Below are 24,587 nucleotides of genomic sequence, written 5' to 3' on the forward strand. Positions count from 1 at the left end.
TTCACCCCCGGTAATTTGTATCGAGCATGCTACGTAGCTTTTTCGCAAAGCCTTCATCTAACACAGCTACAACGACTCGCTCGTCTCTCCCAATCGCATGCCCTAATTGTTGTCGATTTTCGACTTTTCTCATTGGTATGTTGTAGTACGTGGTTTTATCGATGATACGTTTTGTAGTGTTCGCTGACGCATCTTCAGAAAGCAATACTAGCTTTGCTTTGCCACTTCGTACTTCTTTTAAAACAAGTTCTTCACCCGAAATGATTTTTCGAGCGCGGTTTGCTAGTCCTAAAAACGATTTCCAATCAGACACTTATTTCGACTCCTTCTCAACAAGCTCAAGAAGCTCTTCGTACAGAGAACTGTCGATTTTCGCTTTTAGATGATGTTCCAAAATATTTTTCTTTTGGGCTTCAATAATGCTTTCTTTATCTTTTGATAAATATGCACCTCGTCCTGATTTTTTCCCTGATAAATCAATAGACACTTCGCCCTCTTTGGAACGAACAATGCGAACGAGCTCTCGTTTTGATTTCATTTCTTGCGTCGCAATACATTTTCGTAACGGAACTTTTCGATTGCTCATACTCATCACCTCTATTCGATTTCGTCTTCAACTGAATCGAATCCGAATGCGATTACGCTATCTTCTTCTGTCACAATACCAAGTTGTTTCGCATCAGACTCACTTTTAATATCAATTTTCCAACCTGTTAATTTAGCTGCAAGACGCGCATTTTGTCCACGCTTACCAATCGCTAATGAAAGCTGGTGGTCTGGAACAACAACAGTTGTTGCTTTCTCTTCTTCATCTACAAGTACTTTAACAACCTGTGATGGACTTAAAGCATTTGCAACATATTCAACTGGGTCATTCGACCAGCGAACGATGTCAATCTTTTCACCTTTTAGTTCATCTACAACGCGTTGTACACGTTGTCCTTTCGGTCCTACACAAGAACCTACTGGATCAACATCGATATTCTCTGCATATACAGAAATTTTAGAACGGTCGCCCGCTTCACGTGCTACAGAGCGAATTTCTACAGTTCCATCATAAATTTCTGGAACTTCCATTTCGAATAAACGTTTTAAAAGACCAGGATGTGTACGTGATACGTAAATTTGTGGTCCTTTTGTTGTCTTTTCTACTTTTGTAATAAATACGCGAATACGATCATGTGGTTTATATTGCTCATTTGGCATTTGCTCACTTACAGGTAATAAAGCTTCTACTTTACCTAAGCTTACATAAATGAAACGAGCATCTTGGCGCTGTACAATACCAACCATAATGTCTTCTTCACGATCACTAAATTCTGAATAAATAACACCACGTTCCGCCTCACGAACTCGTTGTGTTACAACTTGTTTTGCAGTTTGCGCTGCAATACGACCAAAATCTTTTGGCGTTACTTCAATTTCTAGTACATCGCCATCTTGGTAGTTTGGATTAATTTGTCTTGCCTCTTCTACAGAGATTTCAAGACGTGGATCAAACACATTATCCACAACGTCCTTACGTGCTAAAACTTGAATTGTTCCCACTTCTGGGTTAAAGCTCACACGAACGTTTTGTGCTTGGTTAAAATTGCGTTTATAAGCAGAGATTAATGCTGCTTCAATCGCATCAATAATAATATCTTTGCTAATACCTTTTTCTGACTCTAATACGAGCAAAGCATCTAACAACTCAGTGCTCATGAAGATCCCCCTTCTTACTAAAACGTAACAGCAAGTCGCGCATTTGCAACTTTATCCATTGGAATTTGGATTTCTTTTTTACGTGTTTTAATTGTTAATAGTAGTGTAATTGTAATACCGTCGTAGGAAAGTAGCTTTCCTTCAAACATCTTCTCACCATCAATCGGCTCATATGTTTTAATTGCCACTTGTTTTCCTACCGCTTGCTGGAAGTCTTTCTCTTTCTTTAATGGGCGTTCCGCTCCAGGAGATGATACATCCAAAAAGTAAAGATGAGGAATTGGATCCTCTTTATCTAAAGCTTCGCTTAAACGTTCACTTACCGCACCGCATTCTTCAATGTCGACTCCCTTTTCAGAATCGATGAATACGCGTAAGAACCAGTCTTGTCCTTCTTGCACATACTCTACATCTACAAGTTCAAGATTTAACTCTTCAACGATTGGCTGCGCAAATGCTTCTACAACTTCTGTGACTTTCTTATCCATAAACAGCCTCCTTCCTGCCGCCATGTACCATTTAAAAGAAAAGATCCCGTTCATAAAGTCGGTCTATCTTATTCTTTCTCGTTAGCTAACAAAAGCCCCTGCCGTTAAGCAGGGAATATCTGTCTTAGTATTACCAAATTAAAGAAGTAAAACTTGTAACAAAATATGTATATACGACAGAAATATCTTTACTATCTACATAAACAAAATGTAGATAGTAACACGAAAGAGTGGGTTTCCCCACTCTCTTTTTCACAAAATATACATGACATGGTTATCTCGGTTTATAGTATACCATAGCAAATGTTGATTTGCAAAGACTTTTCCTACCTATTAGAACAGTGACAATTGGTTTTGATCCGGTAAATCTCCTAGACAACCTTGACCATCTAAATACTCAATAATCGTTTTAGAAACCTTACTGCGCTGCTGTAAGTCTTCTTTTGATAAGAAATCACCATTTTTACGAGCTTCAACAATACTGAAAGCTGCGTTTGTACCAAGACCAGGCACTGCATTAAATGGAGGAATTAAAGTATCCCCATCAATTATAAATTCGGTTGCATGCGAGCGGTATAAATCAACCTTTTGGAATGAATAACCACGCTCACACATTTCAAGTGTCATTTCTAGTACCGTTAATAAACTCTTCTCTTTCGGTGCTGCATCCAATCCTTTTTGTGCAATTTCATCAATTTTTACACGTATGGATGCTGAACCTTTCGCCATCGCCTCTACATCAAAGTCATCTGCACGAACTGTAAAATATGCCGCATAGAATAAAAGTGCGAAATGTACTTTAAAGTATGCGATACGTACAGCCATAAGTACGTACGCAGCCGCATGGGCTTTAGGGAACATGTACTTAATCTTCTTACATGAATCAATATACCAACCTGGTACATTGTTATTTCTCATTTCCTCTTCCCATTCTTCTGGTACACCTTTACCTTTACGCACCGACTCCATGATTTTGAAGGCTAATGATGGATCCAAGCCTTGATAAATTAAATATACCATGATGTCATCACGACAACCAATAACTTCACTCAGTGTACACGTACCGTTATAAATTAATTCATTCGCATTACCTAACCATACATCTGTACCATGGGACAGTCCAGAAATTTGGACAAGCTCTGAAAACGTCGTTGGTTTCGTTTCTTCTAACATTTGTCTTACGAATTTCGTACCAAACTCTGGTATACCAAGTGTACCTGTTTTACAGTTAATTTGTTCTTCCGTTACCCCTAAAGATTCTGGACCAGAGAAAATTTTCATTACCTCTGGATCATCCGTTGGAATTGTTTTCGGGTCAATACCACTTAAATCTTGAAGCATACGAATAACAGTCGGATCATCGTGTCCTAATATATCAAGTTTCAATAAATTATCATGAATTGAGTGGAAGTCAAAGTGCGTTGTTCTCCACTCAGCACCTATTGAATCAGCCGGAAACTGAATTGGTGAAAAGTCAAAAATATCCATGTAATCTGGTACAACGATAATACCACCTGGATGCTGTCCGGTCGTACGCTTTACACCTGTACATCCCGCAACTAAGCGATCAATCTCTGCATTTCGAATTGTTAAGTTATGATCATTAGCATAACCTTTCACATACCCATAAGCGGTTTTTTCCGCAACCGTACCAATTGTTCCTGCGCGGTATACATAATCTTCACCGAACAGTATTTTCGTATAGTTATGGGCGCGTGGTTGGTATTCTCCGGAGAAATTCAAATCGATATCCGGTACCTTATCCCCTTTAAATCCAAGGAACGTTTCGAAAGGAATGTCATGTCCATCTTTCACATATGGAACATTACATGTTGGGCATTCTTTATCTGGCAAATCAAAACCAGAACCTACAGAACCGTCATTAAAGAACTCTGATTGTTTACACTTTGGACATACATAGTGCGGTGGTAATGGATTTACTTCTGTAATTTCCATCATCGTTGCAACAAATGATGAACCTACCGATCCACGCGAACCTACTAGATAACCGTCTACTAACGATTTTTTCACAAGCTTATGTGAAATTAAATAAATAACGGCGAATCCATGTCCAATAATACTTTTCAATTCTTTTTCCAAACGAGCTTCTACAATTTCCGGTAGTTCATCGCCATAGATACTTCTTGCCATTACATAGCTCATATCACGTGTTTCATCATCGGCACCTTCAATTTTCGGTGTATATAAATCATCTTTTACTGGATGAACATCACCAATTAATGATGCAATCTTGTGTGTATTTGTCACAACAATTTCTTTTGCTTTGTCTTCACCTAAGAATGAAAAACAATCTAGCATTTCATTTGTTGTACGGAAATGTACAGGCGGTAATGAATGACGATTTAACGGATTAGCTCCGCCCTGCGAACTGACTAAAATTTTCCGATATATCGCGTCCTCTGGATCTAAATAATGCACATTCCCAGTAGCAACAACTGGCTTATCTAATGTCTCACCTAGTTTTACTAAGTTAGAAATTATTGTTTTTAACTGCCCTTCATCTCGAACGAGTTCACGTTCTACTAAATGACGTAATACTTCTGGAGGCATAACCTCAATGTAATCGTAAAACTGTGCAATTTCTTCTACTTCTTCAGGTGCTTTTTGCATCATAGCTTCAAACACCTCACCCTTGTCACAAGCTGTTCCTACTAAAATGCCTTCGCGATATTTTTTTAATAGTGACCTTGGTACACGTGGTACACGATAAAAGTAATTCAAGTGAGAATATGAAACCAGTTTATATAAATTTTTCAACCCAACATCTGATGTGGCAAGTAATGTCATATGACTTGGACGCCCACGTTTATATGCATCCCCTTGTCCCATACTATCGTTTAGTTGATCGTGATATTCAAATCCCTTTTCAATCACATCTTTTAACATTTTCACAAGTAAATATCCCGTTGCTTCTGTATCATAAATCGCACGGTGATGTTGCGTTAATTCAATATCAAGCTTTTTACACATCGTATTTAATCGATGATTTTTCATTTCTGGGAATAAGAACCGTGCAAGTTCTAACGTATCAATAACTGGATTTTTCGTTTTTTCTATCCCAGCCTTTTTAAAACCTACGTTAATAAAGCCCATATCGAAGCTTGCGTTATGAGCAACAAGTGTATGGTCACCCATCCATTCCTCAAACTTTTTAAACACTTCGTCCACTTCTGGTGCATCAGTTAACATATCATCTGTAATACCTGTTAATTCAATAATCGTCGCCGATAATGGTTGATGAGGATTTGCGAAAGATTCAAAGCGATCAATAATTTCGCCACCTTTTATCTTTACAGCAGCTAACTCAATGACTGTATCATATACAGCAGATAACCCTGTTGTCTCAACGTCAAAGACAACATATGTTTCTTCTGCAAGTAGACGATGTGCTTCGTTATACGCTATCGGCACGCCATCATTAACTAAATTTGCCTCTACACCATACAGAACTTTAACTCCAGCCTTTTTACCAGCAGAATATGCTTCTGGGAATGACTGTGCAACAGCATGGTCTGTAACTGCAATAGCCTCATGCCCCCATTTTCCTGCTTGGGCAACAAGCTTAGAAACAGAAGTAACAGCATCCATTTGACTCATTGGAGTATGAAGATGAAGTTCTACTCTTTTTTCCCCTTCTTTTGCTTTATCTTTACGAGAAGGTCCCGTTATTTCATTTATATCATTTGCAATCATAACTAAATCACGCACGAATGTATCATTTTGAACTGAACCACGCGCTTTTACCCACGTTCCTTTTTTCAAGGATTGTAACATCGGGATATCTTCTTTATCACGTGAGAACATCTTAATCATAATAGAGTCCGTATAGTCAGTTATCTTTAAAGTTAATAACGTACGTCCACTACGAAGTTCTTTCGTCTCTACATGGAAAACATACCCTTGAACAGTTTTTCTTCTTTCTTCATCTTGAATTTCACGCAGCGGCGTAATCTCTTCATCTGGCTTAATAAGATAACCAAGCACAACTGGTCCTTCATGAACAACATCACTTTCTTCAGCTTGCTTTTTAGCCATCTCTTCCATAGCCTGTATAACTCGTTGACGATCTTCTTCCTGTGTTTGCTCACGAAACTTTTGCATTTCTTCTGCATTTTGCTTTATATGTGTGTCTAACTGAAAACGTGGGAATCCAAAAGCTTCGTATTGATCCCCTACTGGTTTCGCAACGTTTTTCTTTAAAGCAGTAGATTCCAGCTCATTATTCACATTTAATAGCAACTTCACGCCATTGACCTGCGGAAGTTGCTTCTTTAAGTACGCGAACATAGGTGAAAATGTAATTCGTTCTGTACAAAGCGGCCAATATGCCTTTACTTCTTCTTCTGTAAATTGTTTATTCTCTGTTTCCAATGCAAATGTTGTTCTTGCAATATGAGAAAATGATTGCTTAAGTTTTGTTTCTAGCAACTCATATAATTCTGTCGGCAAAATACGTGGCACTTGTAAGTCAAAATGCCAACTTTTATTCGCTTTATCAATAACTAGCTTTTCAATACCACCGCCATGTAAATATTGATTTATAAGGTCTTCTGGTATTTGCAACTGCTGGAGCAAAATTTGAAATCGCTCTTGTTGTTCATTTGTTAATGACATAAGCACTCTCCTTCCATTTGCTATTATAAATTGAAACGTACTACAAAGAAAGATTTCTTCCTTCTTCTTTTACAAAATACGTTTACAAAGAAAGAGAAGGTACCTCATTACGAGGTACCTCTTCTTATTTTAAAATATTAGCAATATATGTTTGAAGTTCTTCTACTTTCACTTCTTCAGACTCGCCTGTAGCACGTACTTTCACTTCTACAATACCTTCATCTGCTTTTTTACCAACTGTAACACGAACTGGAAGGCCGAATAAATCTGCATCTGCAAATTTAACACCTGCACGTTCTGCACGATCATCTAGTAATACTTCGTATCCTTGCTCTTGTAATGAGTTGTAGATATTTTCACCCATTTCACGTTGTGCATCAGATTTCATATTTACTGGAATTACATGCACATGGAACGGTGCAACAGCTTTTGGCCAAACTAAACCATTCTCATCATTAAACTGCTCTGCAATTGCTGCCACTGTACGAGATACACCGATACCGTAACAACCCATAATAAATGGTTTTGTTTTTCCATTTTCATCTAGGAACGTTGCGTTCATTGCTTCACTATAACGAGTTCCTAATTTGAATACATGACCAACTTCAATTCCACGTGCGAAAAGAATTGTTCCATTTCCATCTGGAGATTGGTCTCCTTCTTGGATGAAGCGTAAATCTGTATATTGACTTACTTTAAAGTCACGTTCTGGATTTACATTTACATAATGGAAGCCTTCTTCGTTCGCTCCTGAACATCCGTTGACAATTGATGCTACAGCATGGTCAGCGATAATTTCGATATCCCCTGTAACACCAATCGGTCCTAAAGAACCAACTTCACAGTTTAATAACTCTTTTATTTCTTCATGGGAAGCAAGCTCAACGACTGAAGCTCCGTATACATTCTTCACTTTTACATCATTGACTTCATGATCGCCACGAACAAGTACTACTACTAATTTCTCATCTACTTTAAACACCATAGATTTAATGCATTTTTCCGCTGCAACATTTAAGAATGCAGATACTTCTTCAATAGCTTTTTGATCTGGAGTTGCTACTTTTTCAAGTGCTTTTTCAGCTTCATCACTCTTCGTATACGTAGCAACGACAGGAGCCATTTCAATATTTGCCGCATAATTAGATGTATCAGAATACGCAATTGTATCTTCACCTACATCAGATAACACCATAAATTCGTGTGTATCTTTTCCGCCCATTGCTCCAGAATCAGCGATAACTGCACGGAAATTCAAACCACAACGAGCGAAGATATTAGAATACGCTTCGTATAAACCGCTATATACTTCATCCAAACTTTCTTGTGTTGCATGGAAAGAATACGCATCTTTCATTAAAAATTCTCTTCCGCGTAATAAACCGAAACGTGGTCTTTGCTCATCACGGAATTTTGTTTGAATTTGATATAATGTTAATGGTAGTTTTTTGTATGATTTAATTTCATCACGTACAAGGTCTGTAATTACTTCCTCATGAGTTGCCCCTAGCGCAAACTCGCGAGCATTACGATCTTTCATACGCATTAATTCTGATCCGTAAGAATACCAACGGCCTGATTCTTTCCATAATTCAGAAGCTTGCATAGCTGGCATTAATAGCTCTACTGCCCCTGCGCGCTCCATTTCTTCACGAACAATACGTTCTACTTTGTGTAACACTTTTAAACCAAGTGGTAGAAAACTATAAATACCAGAAGCATTTTGACGCATAAACCCTGCGCGAAGTAATAATTGATGACTCTTAATTTCAGCATCTGCTGGAACTTCACGTAATGTAGGACTGAATACCATACTTTGTTTCATTTATTCGCACCTCTTCATTTTACTCTTACACGCAATAAAATCCCTCACCTCGAGTTAGGTGAGGGATTTTATTCTACGAGCTCTATTTCATTATAAACTTCTTCTTATTTTACAAGAAAAACTTACGGATGTCATTCCATGTTACAACTAACATAAGCAACATTAATAATGCAAACCCAATAAAGTGAACCATTCCTTCTTTTTGACGATCAATTGGTTTTCCTCGTAACGCTTCAATTAAGAAGAAGAACAAACGTCCACCGTCTAAAGCTGGGACTGGTAATAAATTAAATAAACCAAGGTTAATACTTAAAACTGCCGCTAAACTTAGTACACGCGTAAATCCATAATCTACAACTTGATCTGTTAGATTATAAATTCCTACTGGACCTGACAACTCATTAATAGAAAATTGACCCGTTACTAATTTCACAAGAGAATCAAAAATTAGTTTCGTCCATTCGTATGTTTGTTCAAATCCTGATTTAATAGAACCCATCACTGTTTTCTCTACAGGAGAATAAACACCAATTCTACCAACTTCGTCTTTTCCTTCTTTATCAAGCGTTGGTGTTACTTTCACATTAAGCTGTTCATTATCACGCTTTACTTGTAACGTAATTTCTTTATTCGGGTTTTCACGTACAATAGTAACAACATCTTTCCATGTACTTGTGTTTTTCCCATCAATAGCTTGAATTGTATCATTTTCTTTTAATCCAGCTTGCTGTGCTGCACTATTCTCCATCACTTTTCCGACCATTGGCTTGTCAACGGGAACCCCTTGTACAAATCCAAGAATCACAAAAATAACAAATGCTAGAATAAAGTTCATTGCAGGACCTGCAAAGATTGTTAGAGCACGTTGGCCCAATTTTTTAGAGCCAAATTGTCTATTGTACGGAGCGATTTGAATTTCTTCTCCCGCAGAAATGATACGAGCTTTTTCATTCACTCGGAATGTTTGCAGCTCTTCCTCGTACTCTTCATAACCCGAAATTGTAAGATTATGCTCTAAATCAGCTTGTTCGACTTCAATGACACGAACATTTGGATATTTTTCATGCCCGTCAAAAACTAATTTCACAACTTCGTCTTTTTCATTTAATACAAGCCCAACCTTTTTTCCAGGTTTTAACTCAACTGTGTCCGCATCCTCGCCAGCCATTCTTACATAGCCACCAAGGGGCAGTAATCGAATCGTATACACCGTTTCATTCTTTTCAAATGAGAATATTTTTGGACCAAAACCAATCGCAAACTCGCGGCACAAAATACCTGCTCTTTTTGCGAAATATAGATGCCCTAGCTCATGGAAAAATACGAGTGCACCGAAAATTAATATAAAGGCAATCGCTGTATTCAATTCCATAACCACCTTTGCTAAATTTGTTCCATCACAAACCGTCTTGTGGCTGCGTCAATTTCCTGAATTTCCTCTAAGCTCGGACGTGCAATGACAGTGTGATGGTGCATTGCTTTTTCAATGAGGTCTTCCACTGTTAAGAAACCAATTCTCTTTTGTAAAAAAGCTTCAACAGCTACTTCATTTGCCGCGTTCATTACAGCCGGCATACTTCCACCTGTCTTTCCAGCTTCATACGCAAAACGTAGACAACGGAAACGCTCTTGATTCATTTTCTCAAAATGCAATGTTCCCATTTCCCATAAATTTAACTGTTTTGTGTCTGAAAGAGGTAATCTATCAGGATATGTAAGCGCGTATTGAATCGGTACTCGCATATCAGGTGAGCCAAGCTGTGCCATTACACTACGATCTTCAAATTCAACCATAGAATGAATAATACTTTCTTTATGTAGAACAACATCGATTTGCTCATAAGGGATACCAAAAAGCCAGTGTGCTTCAATTACTTCTAGCCCCTTATTCATCATTGTAGCAGAATCAATTGTAATTTTCGAACCCATTGACCAGTTTGGATGACGAAGTGCATCTTCTACGGTCACTTGATGCAATTCATCTCTCGTTTTATCACGAAAACTTCCGCCTGAAGCAGTTATAATTAAGCGAGAGATTCTTTTTTCATTTTCACCATTCAAGCATTGAAAAATAGCTGAATGTTCACTGTCTACCGGAAGTAACGATACATTATGTTTTCGTGCTGCTTCCATTACAAGATGCCCTGCAGTTACTAACGTTTCTTTGTTTGCAATTCCAATTGTTTTTTTCGCCTCAATTGCGCGGAGTGTCGGTAATAACCCTACGCTACCTACAACAGCATTCACTACAATTTCTGTATCTGGGTGCAACGCTACTTCTAATAAGCCTTCGCTACCATATACGACTTTTGTATTACCAGAAACAGCTTGTAATTTTAAAACATCTTCCTCTCTTTGCACAGAGACAATTTGCGGAGAAAATTCTTGAATTACCTTTACTGCGTAATCAACATTTTTCCCTACAGAAAAAGCAACGAGACGGAATTGGTCTGGGTGCGAGCGTAACACATCTAATGTTTGTGTACCGATTGATCCGCTTGCACCTAATAAACTAATGTTTTTCATGACTCCAACCCCTCGTTCATTTATTAATTGTATTGTAATAAGAAGTATAGAATTGGTAACACAAATAACCAACTATCTGTTCGATCTAAAATACCACCATGTCCAGGTAAAATTGTACCTGAATCCTTTACACCATAATGGCGTTTAAATGCAGATTGCACTAAATCACCAATTTGTCCAAAAATAGAAATGATAATCGTCAGAACGATTAAAACTCCTACATTCGCTTCAACTGGGAAGAACATATTGTAAACAAGTGCAACAACAATTCCACAAACAATACCGCCTAATGAACCTTCAATCGTTTTATTCGGACTAATTTCTGGCCACAATTTCCTTTTTCCAAATGCTTTTCCTATGAAATATGCACCTGAATCAGTTGCCCATATGACAAATAGTGCACAGAACACATATTTGATTCCTAATATTCTCGTTTCATTTAAATATAAGAATCCCATTCCAACATATGTCGTTGCCATAAGTAAAAATGAAGCATTGTCAAAAGTAAATGTATTCTTAGAAAGGACTGTATATGATAAAAGTAATAAAACAATCACAAATGTGATTTCTAATTTACCTAACCCAATCCCTGTAAACAGTTCTGATGCACTACTCGGAATTAAAATAATCCACAATAATACTGCAGCTAAAACTGTTGGTACCGAAATAAGCGTAAGCTTGTTCATACGAATTAATTCATATAAACCTATAGAAGCAAGTGCATACACTAAAACTGTAAAAGGCACGCCACCGTAAATTACGATGGGAATGAATAGCGCGGCAGCAATCACTCCAGTAATAATTCTCTGTTTCACTACCAAACCCTCTCTTTCTACACGCCTCCGAATCTGCGCCCTCTATGCTGAAAGTCCGTAATCGCATTTAGCAAATGTTCCTCGGTAAAATCTGGCCAATACACATCTGTAAACCAAAATTCCGAATAAGCAATTTGCCATAACATGAAATTACTAATACGTAGCTCTCCGCTTGTACGGATTAACAACTCTGGATCAGGTAAAGAACTCGTCATTAAGTAAGAAGAAATCATTTCTTCACTTATTTCTTCCGAACGAATTTTTCCTTCCTCACTATCTTTCATCATATGTTGCACAGCAGAAACGATTTCATCTCGACTTCCATAGTTTAACGCGAAATTAAGAATTAATCCCGTATTCTCTTTCGTATCTTCCATGGCTTTTTCCATCGCTCTGCGCGTATGCGTAGGAAGACGATCTTTTTGCCCTATTACTCGGACTTGTACGTTTTCTTCAATCAACTCTGGTAAAAATGCACCTAAAAATTCTTCTGGAAGCTTCATCAAATAATCAACTTCTTTTTTCGGTCTTTTCCAGTTCTCAGTCGAAAAAGCATAAAGAGTTAATACTTTCACATCAAGCTTACTTGCAAATTTTGTGATTTTCTTCACAACTTGCATACCTTCATGATGACCAGCAATGCGAGGCATCGCTCTTCTCTTTGCCCATCTTCCATTACCATCCATAATAATAGCAATGTGTTCTGGGATGTATCCCTTTTTCACTTTTTCAATGAGATGATCAAACGATGTGACCTTTTTACTTTTAAAAAAAGGAAACTTTTTAAACATCATTCATACCCTCCAACAAGCAGACGTATGCCTAAAAGTGTAAAAAGACCCCCTTAAGAAGAGGGTCATATTTGCGAAATTATCGCTATTACACTTCCATAATTTCTTTTTCTTTGTTTTTTGCGATTTCGTCAACTTTTGCAATATATTTATCTGTTTCTTTTTGGATATCTTCAGTATATCCTCTTAAATCATCTTCTGTAATGTCGCCCGCTTTTTCAAGCTTCTTAAGATCATCATTACTGTCACGACGTACGTTACGAACAGCAACTTTTGCTTCCTCAGCATATTTTTTCACAACTTTTACAAGATCACGACGACGCTCTTCTGTTAATGCAGGGAATGCAATACGAATTACAGTTCCATCATTAGAAGGGTTTAAGCCTAAATCTGCTTTTAAAATTGCTTTTTCAATATCACCGATAGAAGTTTTATCATAAGGTTGAATTACAAGCAAACGTGCTTCTGGAACTGTAATGTTCGCTAATTGCACAACTGGTGTTGGTGCACCATAGTAATCAACTTGTACCTTATCTAATACAGACGAGCTTGCACGACCAGCGCGAACTGTCGCTAATTCACGAGAATAAGCAGCAACTGCTTTTTCCATTTTTTCATTTGAAGACTTCAATACTTGTTGTCCCATAATTTATTTCCCCCTTACAACTGTTCCAATATTTTCGCCTAAAACGGCACGTTTAATATTACCTTTTTCCATAACCGAGAATACAATTAATGAAATATCATTATCCATACATAAAGAAGAAGCTGTAGAATCCATTACACCTAAACCTGCTTTTAATACATCTAAGTAAGTAAGTGTTTCGTATTTCGTAGCTGTTGGGTCAATAGATGGATCTGCACTATATACGCCATCCACATTGTTTTTCGCCATTAAAATAACGTCCGCTTCGATTTCCGCTGCACGTAATGCTGCTGTTGTATCTGTAGAGAAGTATGGGTTACCAGTACCTGCGGCAAAGATAACAACACGTTTTTTCTCTAAGTGACGAATTGCTTTACGACGAATATAAGGCTCTGCAACTTGACGCATCTCAATTGAAGTTTGTACGCGAGTTTGAATTCCAATATTCTCTAAGCTATCTTGAAGAGCTAATGAATTCATAACTGTTGCCAACATGCCCATGTAATCTGCTCCTGCACGATCCATGCCCATTTCGCTTCCAATTTTCCCACGCCAAATGTTACCGCCACCAACAACAACAGCAACCTCTACATCAAGTTCTGCAATTTCTTTCACTTGTTCCGCAACTGACTTAATAACAGCTGGGTTAATTCCAAATCCTTGCTCGCCAGCTAAAGCTTCTCCGCTCAGCTTTAAAACGACACGATTATATTTCGGTTTACTCATAATGAACCTCCAATTGCTTACATCTTTATTTTAAAAAAGGGAACACAATGTGTTCCCTAATCTGTATTAGTTGTTACCTTTTACTTGGTTCATTACTTCTTCAGCAAAGTTGTCTTCGCGTTTTTCGATACCTTCACCAACAGCGTAGCGAACGAATCCTTTTAATGTTCCGCCTTTAGACTCAACGAATTGACGAACTTTCATGTCAGGATTCTTAACGAATGTTTGGTCAAGTAAGCAAATCTCTTCAAAGAATTTGCCAAGACGACCTTCTACCATTTTCGCAACGATTTTTTCAGGCTTGCCTTCGTTTAAAGCTTGTTGTGTTAATACTTGACGCTCATGCTCAACTTCTTCAGCTGTTACAGCATCGCGGTCGATGTATTTAGGGTTAACTGCTGCAATGTGCATTGCTACATCTTTAGCAGCTGCTTCATCAGTAGAACCTTCAAGAACTGTTAATACACCAATACGTCCACCCATGTGTAGGTAAGCGCCGAATGCATCTGCATCAGTTTTTGATACGATTTCGAAACGACGAAGTGTAAGTTTTTCACCAATTTTAGCGATTGCTTCATTGATGTGCTCTTCTACTGTTTTGCCGCCTTCGATTGTTTGAGCCATAGCCTCTTCAACGTTAGCAGGTTTGTTAGCTAATAAGTGAGCAGCTAGTTCTTTAATTAATGCTTGGAAACCTTCGTTTTTCGCAACGAAATCAGTCTCAGAGTTTAATTCTAAGATTAAACCTTCGTTACCGTTTGTTTCGATGAAAGTTAAACCTTCAGCAGCGATGCGGTCTGCTTTTTTAGCAGCTTTCGCAATACCTTTTTCACGTAAGAAGTCAATTGCTTTCTCCATGTCGCCGTTAGTTTCAGTTAAAGCTTTTTTGCAGTCCATCATACCTGCGCCAGTTTTTTCACGAAGTTCTTTTACCATTTGTGCAGTGATTGCCATGTTTTTCATCCTCCTAAAATATGTATTTATACCTTAAAAAAGGTGATAAAAGGCCGAACCCCTTATCACCTTTCCAAATTTGTTACGCAGTAACAGTTTCTTCACCTTGTTTTGCTTCAAGGATCGCGTCTGCCATTTTAGATGTAAGAAGTTTTACAGCACGAATTGCATCATCGTTTGCTGGGATAACGTGATCGATTTCGTCTGGATCACAGTTTGTATCAACGATACCGATGATTGGAATGTGTAATTTGCGTGCTTCAGCAACTGCAATACGCTCTTTACGAGGGTCTACTACGAATAATGCACTTGGAAGACCTTTCATATCTTTAATACCGCCTAAGAATTTCTCAAGACGCTCTAACTCTTTTTTAAGTTGAACAACTTCTTTCTTAGGAAGTACTTCGAAAGTACCATCTTCTTGCATTCTTTCGATATCTTTAAGACGCTTGATACGCTTTTGGATTGTTTGGAAGTTTGTTAAAGTTCCACCTAACCAACGTTGGTTAACGAAGTACATACCAGCACGAGTTGCTTCTTCTTTAATAGCTTCTTGTGCTTGTTTTTTAGTACCTACGAATAAAATGTCTCCACCTTCAGCAGCGATGTCACGCATCGTTCTGTAAGCTTCCTCAACTTTTTTCACAGTTTTTTGTAAGTCGATGATGTAGATACCGTTACGCTCTGTGAAGATGTAACGCTTCATTTTTGGGTTCCAACGACGAGTTTGATGTCCGAAATGAACACCAGCTTCAAGCAATTGTTTCATAGAAATTACTGACATAATTTAGTTCCTCCTAAATGGTTTTTTGATATCCTCCGTTTACTTCATCTCTAAGCGAAACTACGAACGTAGCACCAACACTTAAATCAGTAAACGTGTGTACTTTGTACTGACACCACTGCTTACTATATCATACTGAAATATTACAATCAAGTCGAAAATGCGAACAATGTAAAACTTTCTTTTTTTCACGCTCAAATTCTAGTATTACCAACCTTCAATTCCTTTAAGCAAGGAATTGAAGGTTAATTAATAGTTTTCTAATGAATGTTGTCATGACGCCTTACGTAAGCAAAATCATTCACTTAAAAAAAACAAAAAACTCTCCTCAAGCGAGGAGAGTTTTTTTATAAATTAGTTTGTTTTTAATTTAGCAAGCTCCTGTAGAAACTTGTCGTTTAGCACTTTAATGTATGTTCCTTTCATACCTAAAGAGCGAGACTCAATAACACCAGCACTTTCTAATTTACGTAGTGCATTTACGATTACCGAACGAGTAATTCCTACGCGATCAGCAATTTTACTTGCAACAAGTAAACCTTCTGTTCCATTTAATTCTTCGAAGATATGCTCGATTGCTTCTAACTCACTGTAAGATAATGAGCTAATCGCCATTTGAACAACAGCTTTACTACGTGCTTCCTCTTCGATTTCTTCTGCTTTTTCACGTAAGATTTCCATACCTACAACAGTTGAGCTGTATTCAGCAAGAATTAAATCATCGTCTAAGAACTCTTGACCAAGACGAGCTAATACTAGTGTACCTAGACGCTCACCGCCACCAACGATTGGTACGATTGTAGTTAAACCTTGACCGAATAATTCTCTATTTTCTACTGGGAATGCTGTGTAGTCACTATCCACACCTAAATTCGAAGATGTTTCTGTAACATTGAATAAACTTTGCGTATACTCTTCTGGGAATTGACGCTCTGCAAGCATGTGCTTCATACGTTCGTTTTCGATTTGTTGGTGAATCGCATATCCTAATAATTTACCGCGACGACTTACAACGAACACGTTCGCTTCAATTACTTCACACATTGTGTCAGACATCTCTCTAAAGTTTACAGGCTTTCCTGCTGCGCTCTGTAATAACGCATTTAATTTTCTCGTTTTTGCTAATAATTCCATTTCAAAATTTCCTCCTACATGTTACTTACATATTTTTTCATCACTTGGAAACTAGGGCGAGTCACCTGATGACACTATTACAAAATAAACTGGCTCACATCTTTATTTTTAGCTATTGTCGCTAATTTTTCCTCAACATATTGAGGTGTTATCGTTATTTTCTCTAACGTAATTTCAGATGCCTCAAACGATAAATCTTCAAGGAGCTTCTCCATAACAGTATGAAGTCTTCTCGCTCCAATATTATCTGTATCCTGATTAACTTGATAAGCAATCTCAGCAATCTTACGAATAGCTTCGTCTGAAAATTCAATTTCTATACCTTCAGTCGCTAATAACGCCGTGTACTGTTTAATTAGCGCATTGTCAGGCTCGATTAATATTTTAACAAAATCATCCGCCGATAATTTTGTTAATTCTACTCGAATCGGAAATCTCCCTTGCAATTCCGGAATTAAATCCGACGGTTTAGACATATGGAACGCTCCAGCTGCAACAAATAAAATATAATCCGTTTTTACTGATCCGTATTTCGTTGCTACATTCGACCCTTCTACAATCGGTAAAATGTCACGTTGCACACCTTCACGCGATACATCTACGCTATTCGACTGCTTACCAGCAATTTTGTCAATTTCATCGATAAAAATAATCCCGAGCTGTTCAGCACGATAAACAGCCTCTTGTGTAACTTCATCCATATCAATTAAGCGCTGTGCCTCTTCATTTGTCAAGAGTTTTCTTGCTTCTTTTACAGAAAGTTTACGTTTTTTCGTTTTTTTCGGCATGATACTTCCTAACGCATCTTGGAAATTCATTCCCATTTGCTCCATACCAGTTCCTTGCAACATATCAAACATAGAAGACTGTTGTTCCGTCACTTCGATCGATACCACTTCATCTTCAAGAAGGCCTGCCGCAAGCTTTCTTTCCACATCTTGACGTTTCTTTTCGATTTCAACATCTTCCTGTTCATCAGATGTTTGGTTTGAATTTTGAGTACCACCAAAAAGCATTTCTAATGGATTTTTAAATCCAGATTGTTTCTCCGGACTCGGCACTAAAATTTCAACAAGACGTTGATTCGCTTGCTCTTCTGCTTTATCTTGAACTTTAACTACCATTTCCTCTTTCACAATACGAACGGACGTTTCAACAAGGTCACGGACCATCGACTCTACATCTCGACCCACATATCCAACTTCTGTAAATTTCGTCGCTTCAACCTTAATAAAAGGTGCTCCAACGAGTTTCGCCATCCGCCGCGCTACCTCTGTTTTACCAACACCTGTCGGTCCAATCATTAAAATGTTTTTAGGTGCAATTTCATCACGTAAATTTTCAACTAATTTACTGCGACGGTATCGATTTCGTAGAGCTACAGCAACCGCTTTCTTTGCATCTTTTTGACCGATGATGTATTGATCTAATTTTTCCACAATTTGACGCGGAGTAAAATGTAAATGCATATAAAATGCCTCCCTTACGATTCTACAATTCTTCAACAATTATGTTGTGGTTCGTATAAACACAAATATCGCCTGCAATTTCTAAACTGGCCTTTGCAATTTGTTTCGCTGTTAAATGTTCACTTGCATATTGCTTTAAAGCACGACCAGCAGCAAGTGCATAATGTCCACCTGAACCAATTGCTAAAATACCATCATCTGGTTCAATTACTTCTCCTGTACCTGAAACAAGGAGCATCGTTGTTTTATCCATGACAATGAGCATTGCTTCTAGCTGACGTAGCATTTTATCACCACGCCATTGTTTCGCCATCTCAACTGCAGCGCGCTGCAAGTTGCCATTATACTCTTCTAATTTTCCTTCAAACATTTCAAAAAGAGTAAATGCATCAGCAACTGAGCCTGCAAAACCAGCTAAAACTTTCCCTTGGAAAAGTTTGCGAACTTTGCGAGCTGTATGTTTCATTACAACAGCATTCCCCATCGTTACCTGACCATCTCCAGCCATTGCACATTCTCCATTATGATGAACTGCAAATATCGTTGTAGCGTGGAAATTTCCCATAGAAAAAACTCCTTTATATGTTTTTATAGCTTTAAAAGCAATTTATGCTCGCGGGTGATGCTTCATGTACACTGAACGCAATCTTTCTTTAGAGACATGCGTATAAATTTGTGTCGTCGACAAATTCTCATGACCTAATAGCTCCTGCACAGTACGTAAATCCGCTCCTTCATCCAACATATGTGTAGCAAATGTATGCCTTAACATATGGGGACTTATCCGCATTGTAAGTGAAGCTTTCTTAATGAGTTCGTTCAAAACATAACGTACACCCTGATCTGTTAACGGCTTACCTTTCGCATTTAAAAATACCATATGAGATTGTTCTTCAGTCTTTTGAGCTAACTGTTTTCTCCCGTTCTCTATATAAGTAATTAAAGCATCTTGTGCATAGCTTCCGAACGGAATATATCTTTGTTTTTTCCCTTTTCCCATCACTAAAATTGTTCCCACTGCAAAGTCAATATCGGTAAGTTGCAAATTAACGCATTCGCTTACACGAATCCCAGTTGCATACATCAACTCTAATAAAGCTTGATTCCTTTGACCTAATGGCGTCTCCGTATCAGAAACTTCAAACAATTCCTCTAACTCTTCAGCATATAAAAACTTTGGGATTGACAATTCTTTCTTGGGGAGTGACGCAAGTGCAAACGGATTATCTTTTTGATAACCTTCACGCATCAAAAAACGATATAAACTTCGTAAGCTTGATACTTTCCTTGCGACAGATTTACGGGCTAACTTTTCATCGTGCAACGTCGTCAAGTATAAACGAACATCCGCGTATGTAACATCTAAAAAAGAGGATATGCCTTCTCGCTCCATAAATTGCACAAAATGTTCTAAATCATTTTGATAACTTGCAATTGTATATTTTGAATAATTTCTTTCAATTTGTAAATATCCAACGAATAATTGTAACAATTTCTTCACATTCACATCCATATAACCCACCTCAATAAAGGCTACTAAATCGTATCACAACTTAGTAGCCTTTGCAAGAAATTTAATTAAATATTTACAAAATTTTGAATTGTTTCCAAAGCGCGTGTAGCATATGCTTCATTTCGCTCTTGTTTCTTTTTAATTTTCTTCTCTAATGGTGTAAATAATCCGAAGTTTGCATTCATCGGCTGGAAGTTTTTTGCATTTGTCGCAGTAATATAATTTGCCATACTTCCCATTGCAGTTACAGGTGGTAATACAACTGGCTCTTCACCTTGTACAAGTCGAGCAGCGTTAATACCCGCTAATAATCCTGATGCTGCGGATTCAACATAACCCTCTACCCCAGTCATTTGACCAGCGAAGAATAAATCATCACGTTGTTTATATTGATATGTTGGACGAAGCAAATTAGGCGAATTAATAAACGTATTACGATGCATTACACCATAACGTACAATCTCTGCGTTTTCTAGTCCTGGAATTAGCTGTAACACTTCTTTTTGTGGCCCCCACTTTAAATGTGTTTGGAAGCCTACAATATTGTATAATGTTCCTGCTGCATCATCTTGACGTAACTGAACAACCGCATACGGTGTTTTCCCTGTTTTCGGATCTTCTAACCCAACAGGCTTCATCGGTCCAAATACTAACGTCTGTCTCCCTCTACTTGCCATAACTTCTACTGGCATACAACCTTCAAAGAAAATTTCTTTTTCAAATTCTTTTAAAGGCACTGTCTCAGCAGCAATTAAAGCCTCATAAAAGCGATCAAACTCTTCTTCTGTCATTGGACAGTTTAAATATGCCGCTTCACCTTTATCATAACGAGATTTTAAATATACTTTATTCATGTCAATGCTGTCTTTCTCAACGATTGGCGCTGCAGCATCATAGAAATAAAAATAATCTTCACCTGTTAGTTTTTTTAATTGTGCAGAAAGATCTGGCGACGTAAGTGGACCTGTCGCAATAACAGTTGGTCCCTCTGGAATTTCAGTGATTTCCTCATTCATTACAGTTACGTTCGGATGATTTTTCACATATTCAGTCACTTTCGCCGCGAATTCATGACGGTCTACAGCTAAAGCACCTCCTGCTGGTACAGAGCACTCATCAGCTGCACGAATAATGACAGAATCCATTAGGCGCATTTCTTCTTTAATAACACCAACAGCATTTGTTAATGTGTTTGCGCGAAGTGAGTTACTACATACTAATTCAGCAAATTTATCTGTATGATGAGCTGGCGTTTGCCTTACTGGTCTCATTTCATATAATTTTACTTGTACACCACGCTTTGCAATTTGGTAAGCTGCTTCGCTTCCTGCAAGACCTGCGCCAATGACGTTTACTACTTGTGTTGTCATATATATCACCTTTCCTTTTCTTCCCGAAAAAAATGTGAGCAGTTACGCTCACATTTGTTGTTCTTCTTCATAATCACACGAAATACATTGTACTTGCACGCCTTTTTTCAACTTTTTCTCTACGAGCATACCTTCACACTTCGGACATTTACGACCAATCGGCTTATCCCAAGATACAAAGTCACATTCTGGATACGTACCGCATCCGTAGAAAAGACGTTTCTTTTTATTACTACGGCGTTCAATAATTTGCCCTTTATCACACTTCGGACAAGTAACACCGATTTCTTTTACAATCGGTTTTGTATTACGACATTCCGGGAAATTTGAACAAGCCATAAACTTCCCATATTTACCTATTTTAAAGACCATCGGGTGACTACATAATTCACAGTCTTCCCCAGCTGGTTCATCTTTAATTTCCACTTCACGCATTTCTTTTTCCGCTTTTTCTAAGCGCGGTTCAAATTCTACGTAGAAATCATCAACAATTTTCACCCAATTTGCATTTCCTTCTTCTACTTCATCAAGGCTCTGCTCCATATTGGCAGTAAATTCAATGTTAATAATTTCTGGGAAAAACTCTAAAATAAGTTCGATTACTATTCCACCAAGCTCAGTCGGAACGAAGCGTTTATTATCTAAAGCAACGTATCCTCGTTTTTGGATTGTTTCAAGTGTCGGTACATAAGTAGACGGTCTCCCAATTCCAAGCTCTTCAAGCGTTCTTACTAGACGAGCCTCTGTATAACGCGGCGGAGGCTGTGTGTAATGTTGCTTCGGTTCTATATCTTTTGAAAATACAGTTTCACCTACTTCTAACGGTGGCAACATCTTATCCTTTTCTTCCGCACCATCATCTTTCGACTCTACGTACACTTTCATAAATCCTGGGAACTTTACAACCGATCCACTTGCACGGAACTGAACATTATTATTAATGAGTCTCGCTGTAACAGTATCCATTATAGCAGATGCCATTTGACTTGCAACAAATCGCTCCCAAATCAGTTTATACAAACGGAGTTGATCACGACTTAAGAAACTTTTTAGTTCCTCTGGCTTTCTCATTACCGAAGTAGGACGAATCGCCTCATGCGCATCTTGTGCTTTCGACTTTTTCGTTTCTTTCTTCTTCTCTGTTCCTATGTATTCCGCACCAAACGCCTCAGTAATGTAATCACGAGCCTCTGTTTGAGCTGTTTCTGAGATACGTGTTGAATCAGTTCTCATATACGTAATAAGACCTACAGTCCCTTGTTTTCCAAGATCTATCCCTTCATACAGCTGCTGTGCAAGCATCATTGTTTTCTTTGCTCGCATATTTAACTTACGCGCTGCCTCTTGTTGCAAGGAAGATGTTGTAAACGGTAATGCAGGGTTACGCTTTCGCTCTTTTCGCGTTACATTTTCAACCGAAAACGCATTGTCTTTCATCTTTTCGATTATTTCGTTCACTTGTGCTTCGTTCGTTAATTGAACTTTTTCACCATTTACACCGTAAAAGCTTGCTTCAAATGTGTCTTTCCCTTTCACAAATTCTGTTTTAATTGTCCAGAATTCTTCAGGTTCAAAACTTTGAATTTCTCTTTCACGTTCAATGATTAAACGAACTGCTACAGATTGTACGCGTCCTGCACTTAATCCTTTTTTTACTTTCTTCCATAATAAAGGACTAATATTGTAGCCAACAAGACGATCGAGTATACGCCTTGCCTGTTGTGCATCTACTAAATCCATATTAATTGCACGAGGATATTTAAATGATTCTTTTATTGCATCTTTTGTAATCTCATTAAATACAACTCGGCAATCTGATTCAACGTCCACATTTAACGTATTTGCTAAATGCCAAGCAATTGCTTCTCCTTCACGATCCGGATCGGCCGCGAGATAGACTTTCTTTGCTTTTTTTGCCGCTGATTTTAAATCTTTTAAAACGGGACCCTTACCACGAATGGTAATATACTTCGGGGTGAAGTTATTCTTTACTTCTATCCCCATTTGGCTTTTAGGTAAATCGCGGACATGTCCCATGGACGCGACGACTTTGTATTTTTTCCCTAAATATTTTTCAATGGTCTTCGCCTTAGAAGGCGACTCCACGATTACGAGGTAATCTGACATGCTAGTGCCTCCTTAAGAGGTGGATTCAAGTCTTCATCAATCTTATTGATTTCTCTTGTTTTTGTCAATCAAGAATGAATATACCATACAGCGACAATCTACCATTTGTCAATAATTGTTTAATAAAAACATAAAAATATATGATTAATTTAAAATTTCTTCAAGGATATCCTCCGCATTTCTTACTAGCTTTGCGCCTTGTTGAATTAGATAATTTGTTCCCGCTGCACTCTCTATAAATATAGGTCCAGGAAGCGCAAACACCTCTCTATTTTGTTCTAACGCAAGGTCTGCAGTAATAAGCGATCCACTTCGCGTTTTTGCTTCTACAACTAAAACACCTTTACTTATCCCGCTAATAATTCGATTTCTTTTTGGGAAATACCATTTTTTTGGCACATAATGCGGCGGATACTCTGTCAATAACAATATATAATCTTTCCACGTGTCATATAAACCTCTATTCTCCTTTGGATACATATAAGATAATCCGTGCCCTAATATTGCAATAGTCGGGCAATGCTGCCTTACTGTAACTTCATGAGCAATTGTATCTATCCCTCTTGCAAACCCACTAACAATAAGCCATTCTTTTTCAAGTAAAGGTTGTAAAATAAACTTCATACTCTCCTTTCCGTATAAAGACGGTTCTCTCGTTCCAACAATCGCTAATTTATTTATCTTGCTAAGAAAATCGCTCTCTCCTTTTCCGTATAAAACAAAAGGGGGATCTTGTATTTCCTGCAACAGTTGTGGATAATCCTCATCCCATATGGTTATATAAAATATTCGATTTTTTTCTAAATAGGAGACATATTGCTTTAGATTTGAAGTTTGAAGGAAATTTGCTAGTTCTGAAGATTTTTTCGGGGATATTCCAGCGTAATATTCAAATTGTTTTGGACTAAAAGTGTATATTCCCTTCAGTTCTGGATCAACATATAGTAGTCTCTCCATCGCCTTCCAATGATCCGCCAACATGTAATGAAGGTGCAATAAACGTTCTCTTTTCATCTCAATTCTCCTTACCCATAATTTTTATTATGTAAACAAAAAATGTGTAAAAAGACACCCTCTAAT

Annotated in this window: 21 protein-coding genes; all 21 read right to left on the reverse strand. The window is 37.9% G+C overall.

The genetic code is table 11. The annotated features are described in order from the left end of the window. Position 1 precedes the first annotated feature (1 nt). The 21 genes from FT637_RS01200 to dprA all read right to left on the reverse strand — a co-directional run bounded on the left by FT637_RS01200 (position 2) and on the right by dprA (position 24,521). A complete protein-coding gene (locus FT637_RS01200) occupies positions 2–313 on the reverse strand; it encodes a YlxQ family RNA-binding protein (RefSeq protein ID WP_001286519.1) in 312 nt (103 codons plus the stop codon). Further along, positions 314–586, reverse strand: coding sequence for an RNase P modulator RnpM (rnpM, locus tag FT637_RS01205; RefSeq protein WP_193644842.1), 273 nt, complete (start codon positions 584–586; stop codon positions 314–316). Between the two features lie 11 nt (positions 587–597). After that, positions 598–1,704, reverse strand: a complete 1,107-nt coding sequence (nusA, locus tag FT637_RS01210) for a transcription termination factor NusA (RefSeq protein WP_002173086.1) — start codon at positions 1,702–1,704, stop codon at positions 598–600. Positions 1,705–1,721: 17 nt separating this feature from the next. Beyond that, entirely contained in the window at positions 1,722–2,192 is a 471-nt protein-coding gene (rimP, locus tag FT637_RS01215) for a ribosome maturation factor RimP (protein WP_097830973.1), read from the reverse strand. A 333-nt stretch (positions 2,193–2,525) separates the two neighbouring features. After that, positions 2,526–6,827: a PolC-type DNA polymerase III gene (locus FT637_RS01220; protein WP_193644843.1), complete on the reverse strand. Its 4,302-nt coding sequence runs from the start codon at positions 6,825–6,827 to the stop codon at positions 2,526–2,528. A gap of 124 nt (positions 6,828–6,951) precedes the next feature. After that, positions 6,952–8,652, reverse strand: coding sequence for a proline--tRNA ligase (locus FT637_RS01225; protein WP_193644844.1), 1,701 nt, complete (start codon positions 8,650–8,652; stop codon positions 6,952–6,954). Positions 8,653–8,761: 109 nt separating this feature from the next. Beyond that, entirely contained in the window at positions 8,762–10,018 is a 1,257-nt protein-coding gene (gene rseP, locus FT637_RS01230) for an RIP metalloprotease RseP (RefSeq protein WP_193644845.1), read from the reverse strand. Between the two features lie 17 nt (positions 10,019–10,035). Next, complete coding sequence (gene dxr, locus FT637_RS01235) at positions 10,036–11,178, reverse strand: 1-deoxy-D-xylulose-5-phosphate reductoisomerase (protein WP_002014547.1); 1,143 nt, start codon at positions 11,176–11,178, stop codon at positions 10,036–10,038. 23 nt (positions 11,179–11,201) lie between these two features. Further along, positions 11,202–11,993 carry a phosphatidate cytidylyltransferase gene (cdsA, locus tag FT637_RS01240; RefSeq protein WP_193644846.1) on the reverse strand — a complete coding sequence of 264 codons (792 nt, stop codon included), beginning with the start codon at positions 11,991–11,993 and terminating at the stop codon, positions 11,202–11,204. A 17-nt stretch (positions 11,994–12,010) separates the two neighbouring features. After that, positions 12,011–12,787, reverse strand: a complete 777-nt coding sequence (gene uppS / locus FT637_RS01245; RefSeq protein ID WP_002111371.1) for an isoprenyl transferase — start codon at positions 12,785–12,787, stop codon at positions 12,011–12,013. 85 nt (positions 12,788–12,872) lie between these two features. Then, positions 12,873–13,430 (reverse strand): ribosome recycling factor, encoded by a 558-nt coding sequence (gene frr / locus FT637_RS01250; RefSeq protein WP_000531506.1) that lies wholly within the window; start codon positions 13,428–13,430, stop codon positions 12,873–12,875. A gap of 3 nt (positions 13,431–13,433) precedes the next feature. Further along, on the reverse strand, positions 13,434–14,156 hold the full coding sequence (gene pyrH / locus FT637_RS01255) for a UMP kinase (RefSeq protein WP_002014544.1): 723 nt from the start codon (positions 14,154–14,156) through the stop codon (positions 13,434–13,436). Positions 14,157–14,222: 66 nt separating this feature from the next. Continuing rightward, positions 14,223–15,110: a translation elongation factor Ts gene (gene tsf / locus FT637_RS01260; protein ID WP_002088177.1), complete on the reverse strand. Its 888-nt coding sequence runs from the start codon at positions 15,108–15,110 to the stop codon at positions 14,223–14,225. Positions 15,111–15,192: 82 nt separating this feature from the next. Further along, the gene (gene rpsB, locus FT637_RS01265) at positions 15,193–15,894 is read right to left on the reverse strand and encodes a 30S ribosomal protein S2 (protein ID WP_000111485.1); all 702 of its coding nucleotides are present in this window, start codon (positions 15,892–15,894) and stop codon (positions 15,193–15,195) included. A 354-nt stretch (positions 15,895–16,248) separates the two neighbouring features. Beyond that, positions 16,249–17,028 (reverse strand): GTP-sensing pleiotropic transcriptional regulator CodY, encoded by a 780-nt coding sequence (codY, locus tag FT637_RS01270; RefSeq protein WP_002014541.1) that lies wholly within the window; start codon positions 17,026–17,028, stop codon positions 16,249–16,251. 77 nt (positions 17,029–17,105) lie between these two features. After that, entirely contained in the window at positions 17,106–18,497 is a 1,392-nt protein-coding gene (gene hslU / locus FT637_RS01275) for an ATP-dependent protease ATPase subunit HslU (RefSeq protein ID WP_193644847.1), read from the reverse strand. 22 nt (positions 18,498–18,519) lie between these two features. Further along, positions 18,520–19,062 carry an ATP-dependent protease proteolytic subunit HslV gene (gene hslV, locus FT637_RS01280; protein WP_193644848.1) on the reverse strand — a complete coding sequence of 181 codons (543 nt, stop codon included), beginning with the start codon at positions 19,060–19,062 and terminating at the stop codon, positions 18,520–18,522. A 42-nt stretch (positions 19,063–19,104) separates the two neighbouring features. Continuing rightward, positions 19,105–20,004: a tyrosine recombinase XerC gene (gene xerC / locus FT637_RS01285; protein WP_193645508.1), complete on the reverse strand. Its 900-nt coding sequence runs from the start codon at positions 20,002–20,004 to the stop codon at positions 19,105–19,107. A gap of 71 nt (positions 20,005–20,075) precedes the next feature. After that, positions 20,076–21,380, reverse strand: a complete 1,305-nt coding sequence (trmFO, locus tag FT637_RS01290) for an FADH(2)-oxidizing methylenetetrahydrofolate--tRNA-(uracil(54)-C(5))-methyltransferase TrmFO (RefSeq protein WP_002066796.1) — start codon at positions 21,378–21,380, stop codon at positions 20,076–20,078. 48 nt (positions 21,381–21,428) lie between these two features. Beyond that, a complete protein-coding gene (gene topA / locus FT637_RS01295) occupies positions 21,429–23,507 on the reverse strand; it encodes a type I DNA topoisomerase (protein WP_193644849.1) in 2,079 nt (692 codons plus the stop codon). A gap of 144 nt (positions 23,508–23,651) precedes the next feature. Further along, positions 23,652–24,521 carry a DNA-processing protein DprA gene (gene dprA, locus FT637_RS01300; protein WP_193644850.1) on the reverse strand — a complete coding sequence of 290 codons (870 nt, stop codon included), beginning with the start codon at positions 24,519–24,521 and terminating at the stop codon, positions 23,652–23,654. Positions 24,522–24,587 lie beyond the last annotated feature (66 nt).

It is taken from the genome of Bacillus cereus (assembly GCF_015071065.1).
GTDB classification, from domain to species: domain Bacteria; phylum Bacillota; class Bacilli; order Bacillales; family Bacillaceae_G; genus Bacillus_A; species Bacillus_A cereus_BA.

Coding starts and splice junctions, on each gene's coding strand:
- rnpM (WP_193644842.1), bottom strand. CDS start 586: ATGAGCAATCGAAAAGTTCCGTTACGAAAATGTATTGCGACGCAAGAA.
- nusA (WP_002173086.1), bottom strand. CDS start 1,704: ATGAGCACTGAGTTGTTAGATGCTTTGCTCGTATTAGAGTCAGAAAAA.
- rimP (WP_097830973.1), bottom strand. CDS start 2,192: ATGGATAAGAAAGTCACAGAAGTTGTAGAAGCATTTGCGCAGCCAATC.
- FT637_RS01220 (WP_193644843.1), bottom strand. CDS start 6,827: ATGTCATTAACAAATGAACAACAAGAGCGATTTCAAATTTTGCTCCAG.
- FT637_RS01225 (WP_193644844.1), bottom strand. CDS start 8,652: ATGAAACAAAGTATGGTATTCAGTCCTACATTACGTGAAGTTCCAGCA.
- dxr (WP_002014547.1), bottom strand. CDS start 11,178: ATGAAAAACATTAGTTTATTAGGTGCAAGCGGATCAATCGGTACACAA.
- uppS (WP_002111371.1), bottom strand. CDS start 12,787: ATGATGTTTAAAAAGTTTCCTTTTTTTAAAAGTAAAAAGGTCACATCG.
- frr (WP_000531506.1), bottom strand. CDS start 13,430: ATGGGACAACAAGTATTGAAGTCTTCAAATGAAAAAATGGAAAAAGCA.
- pyrH (WP_002014544.1), bottom strand. CDS start 14,156: ATGAGTAAACCGAAATATAATCGTGTCGTTTTAAAGCTGAGCGGAGAA.
- tsf (WP_002088177.1), bottom strand. CDS start 15,110: ATGGCAATCACTGCACAAATGGTAAAAGAACTTCGTGAAAAAACTGGC.
- rpsB (WP_000111485.1), bottom strand. CDS start 15,894: ATGTCAGTAATTTCTATGAAACAATTGCTTGAAGCTGGTGTTCATTTC.
- codY (WP_002014541.1), bottom strand. CDS start 17,028: ATGGAATTATTAGCAAAAACGAGAAAATTAAATGCGTTATTACAGAGC.
- hslU (WP_193644847.1), bottom strand. CDS start 18,497: ATGCATTTACATTTTACTCCGCGTCAAATTGTGGAAAAATTAGATCAA.
- hslV (WP_193644848.1), bottom strand. CDS start 19,062: ATGGGAAATTTCCACGCTACAACGATATTTGCAGTTCATCATAATGGA.
- trmFO (WP_002066796.1), bottom strand. CDS start 21,380: ATGACAACACAAGTAGTAAACGTCATTGGCGCAGGTCTTGCAGGAAGC.
- topA (WP_193644849.1), bottom strand. CDS start 23,507: ATGTCAGATTACCTCGTAATCGTGGAGTCGCCTTCTAAGGCGAAGACC.
- dprA (WP_193644850.1), bottom strand. CDS start 24,521: ATGAAAAGAGAACGTTTATTGCACCTTCATTACATGTTGGCGGATCAT.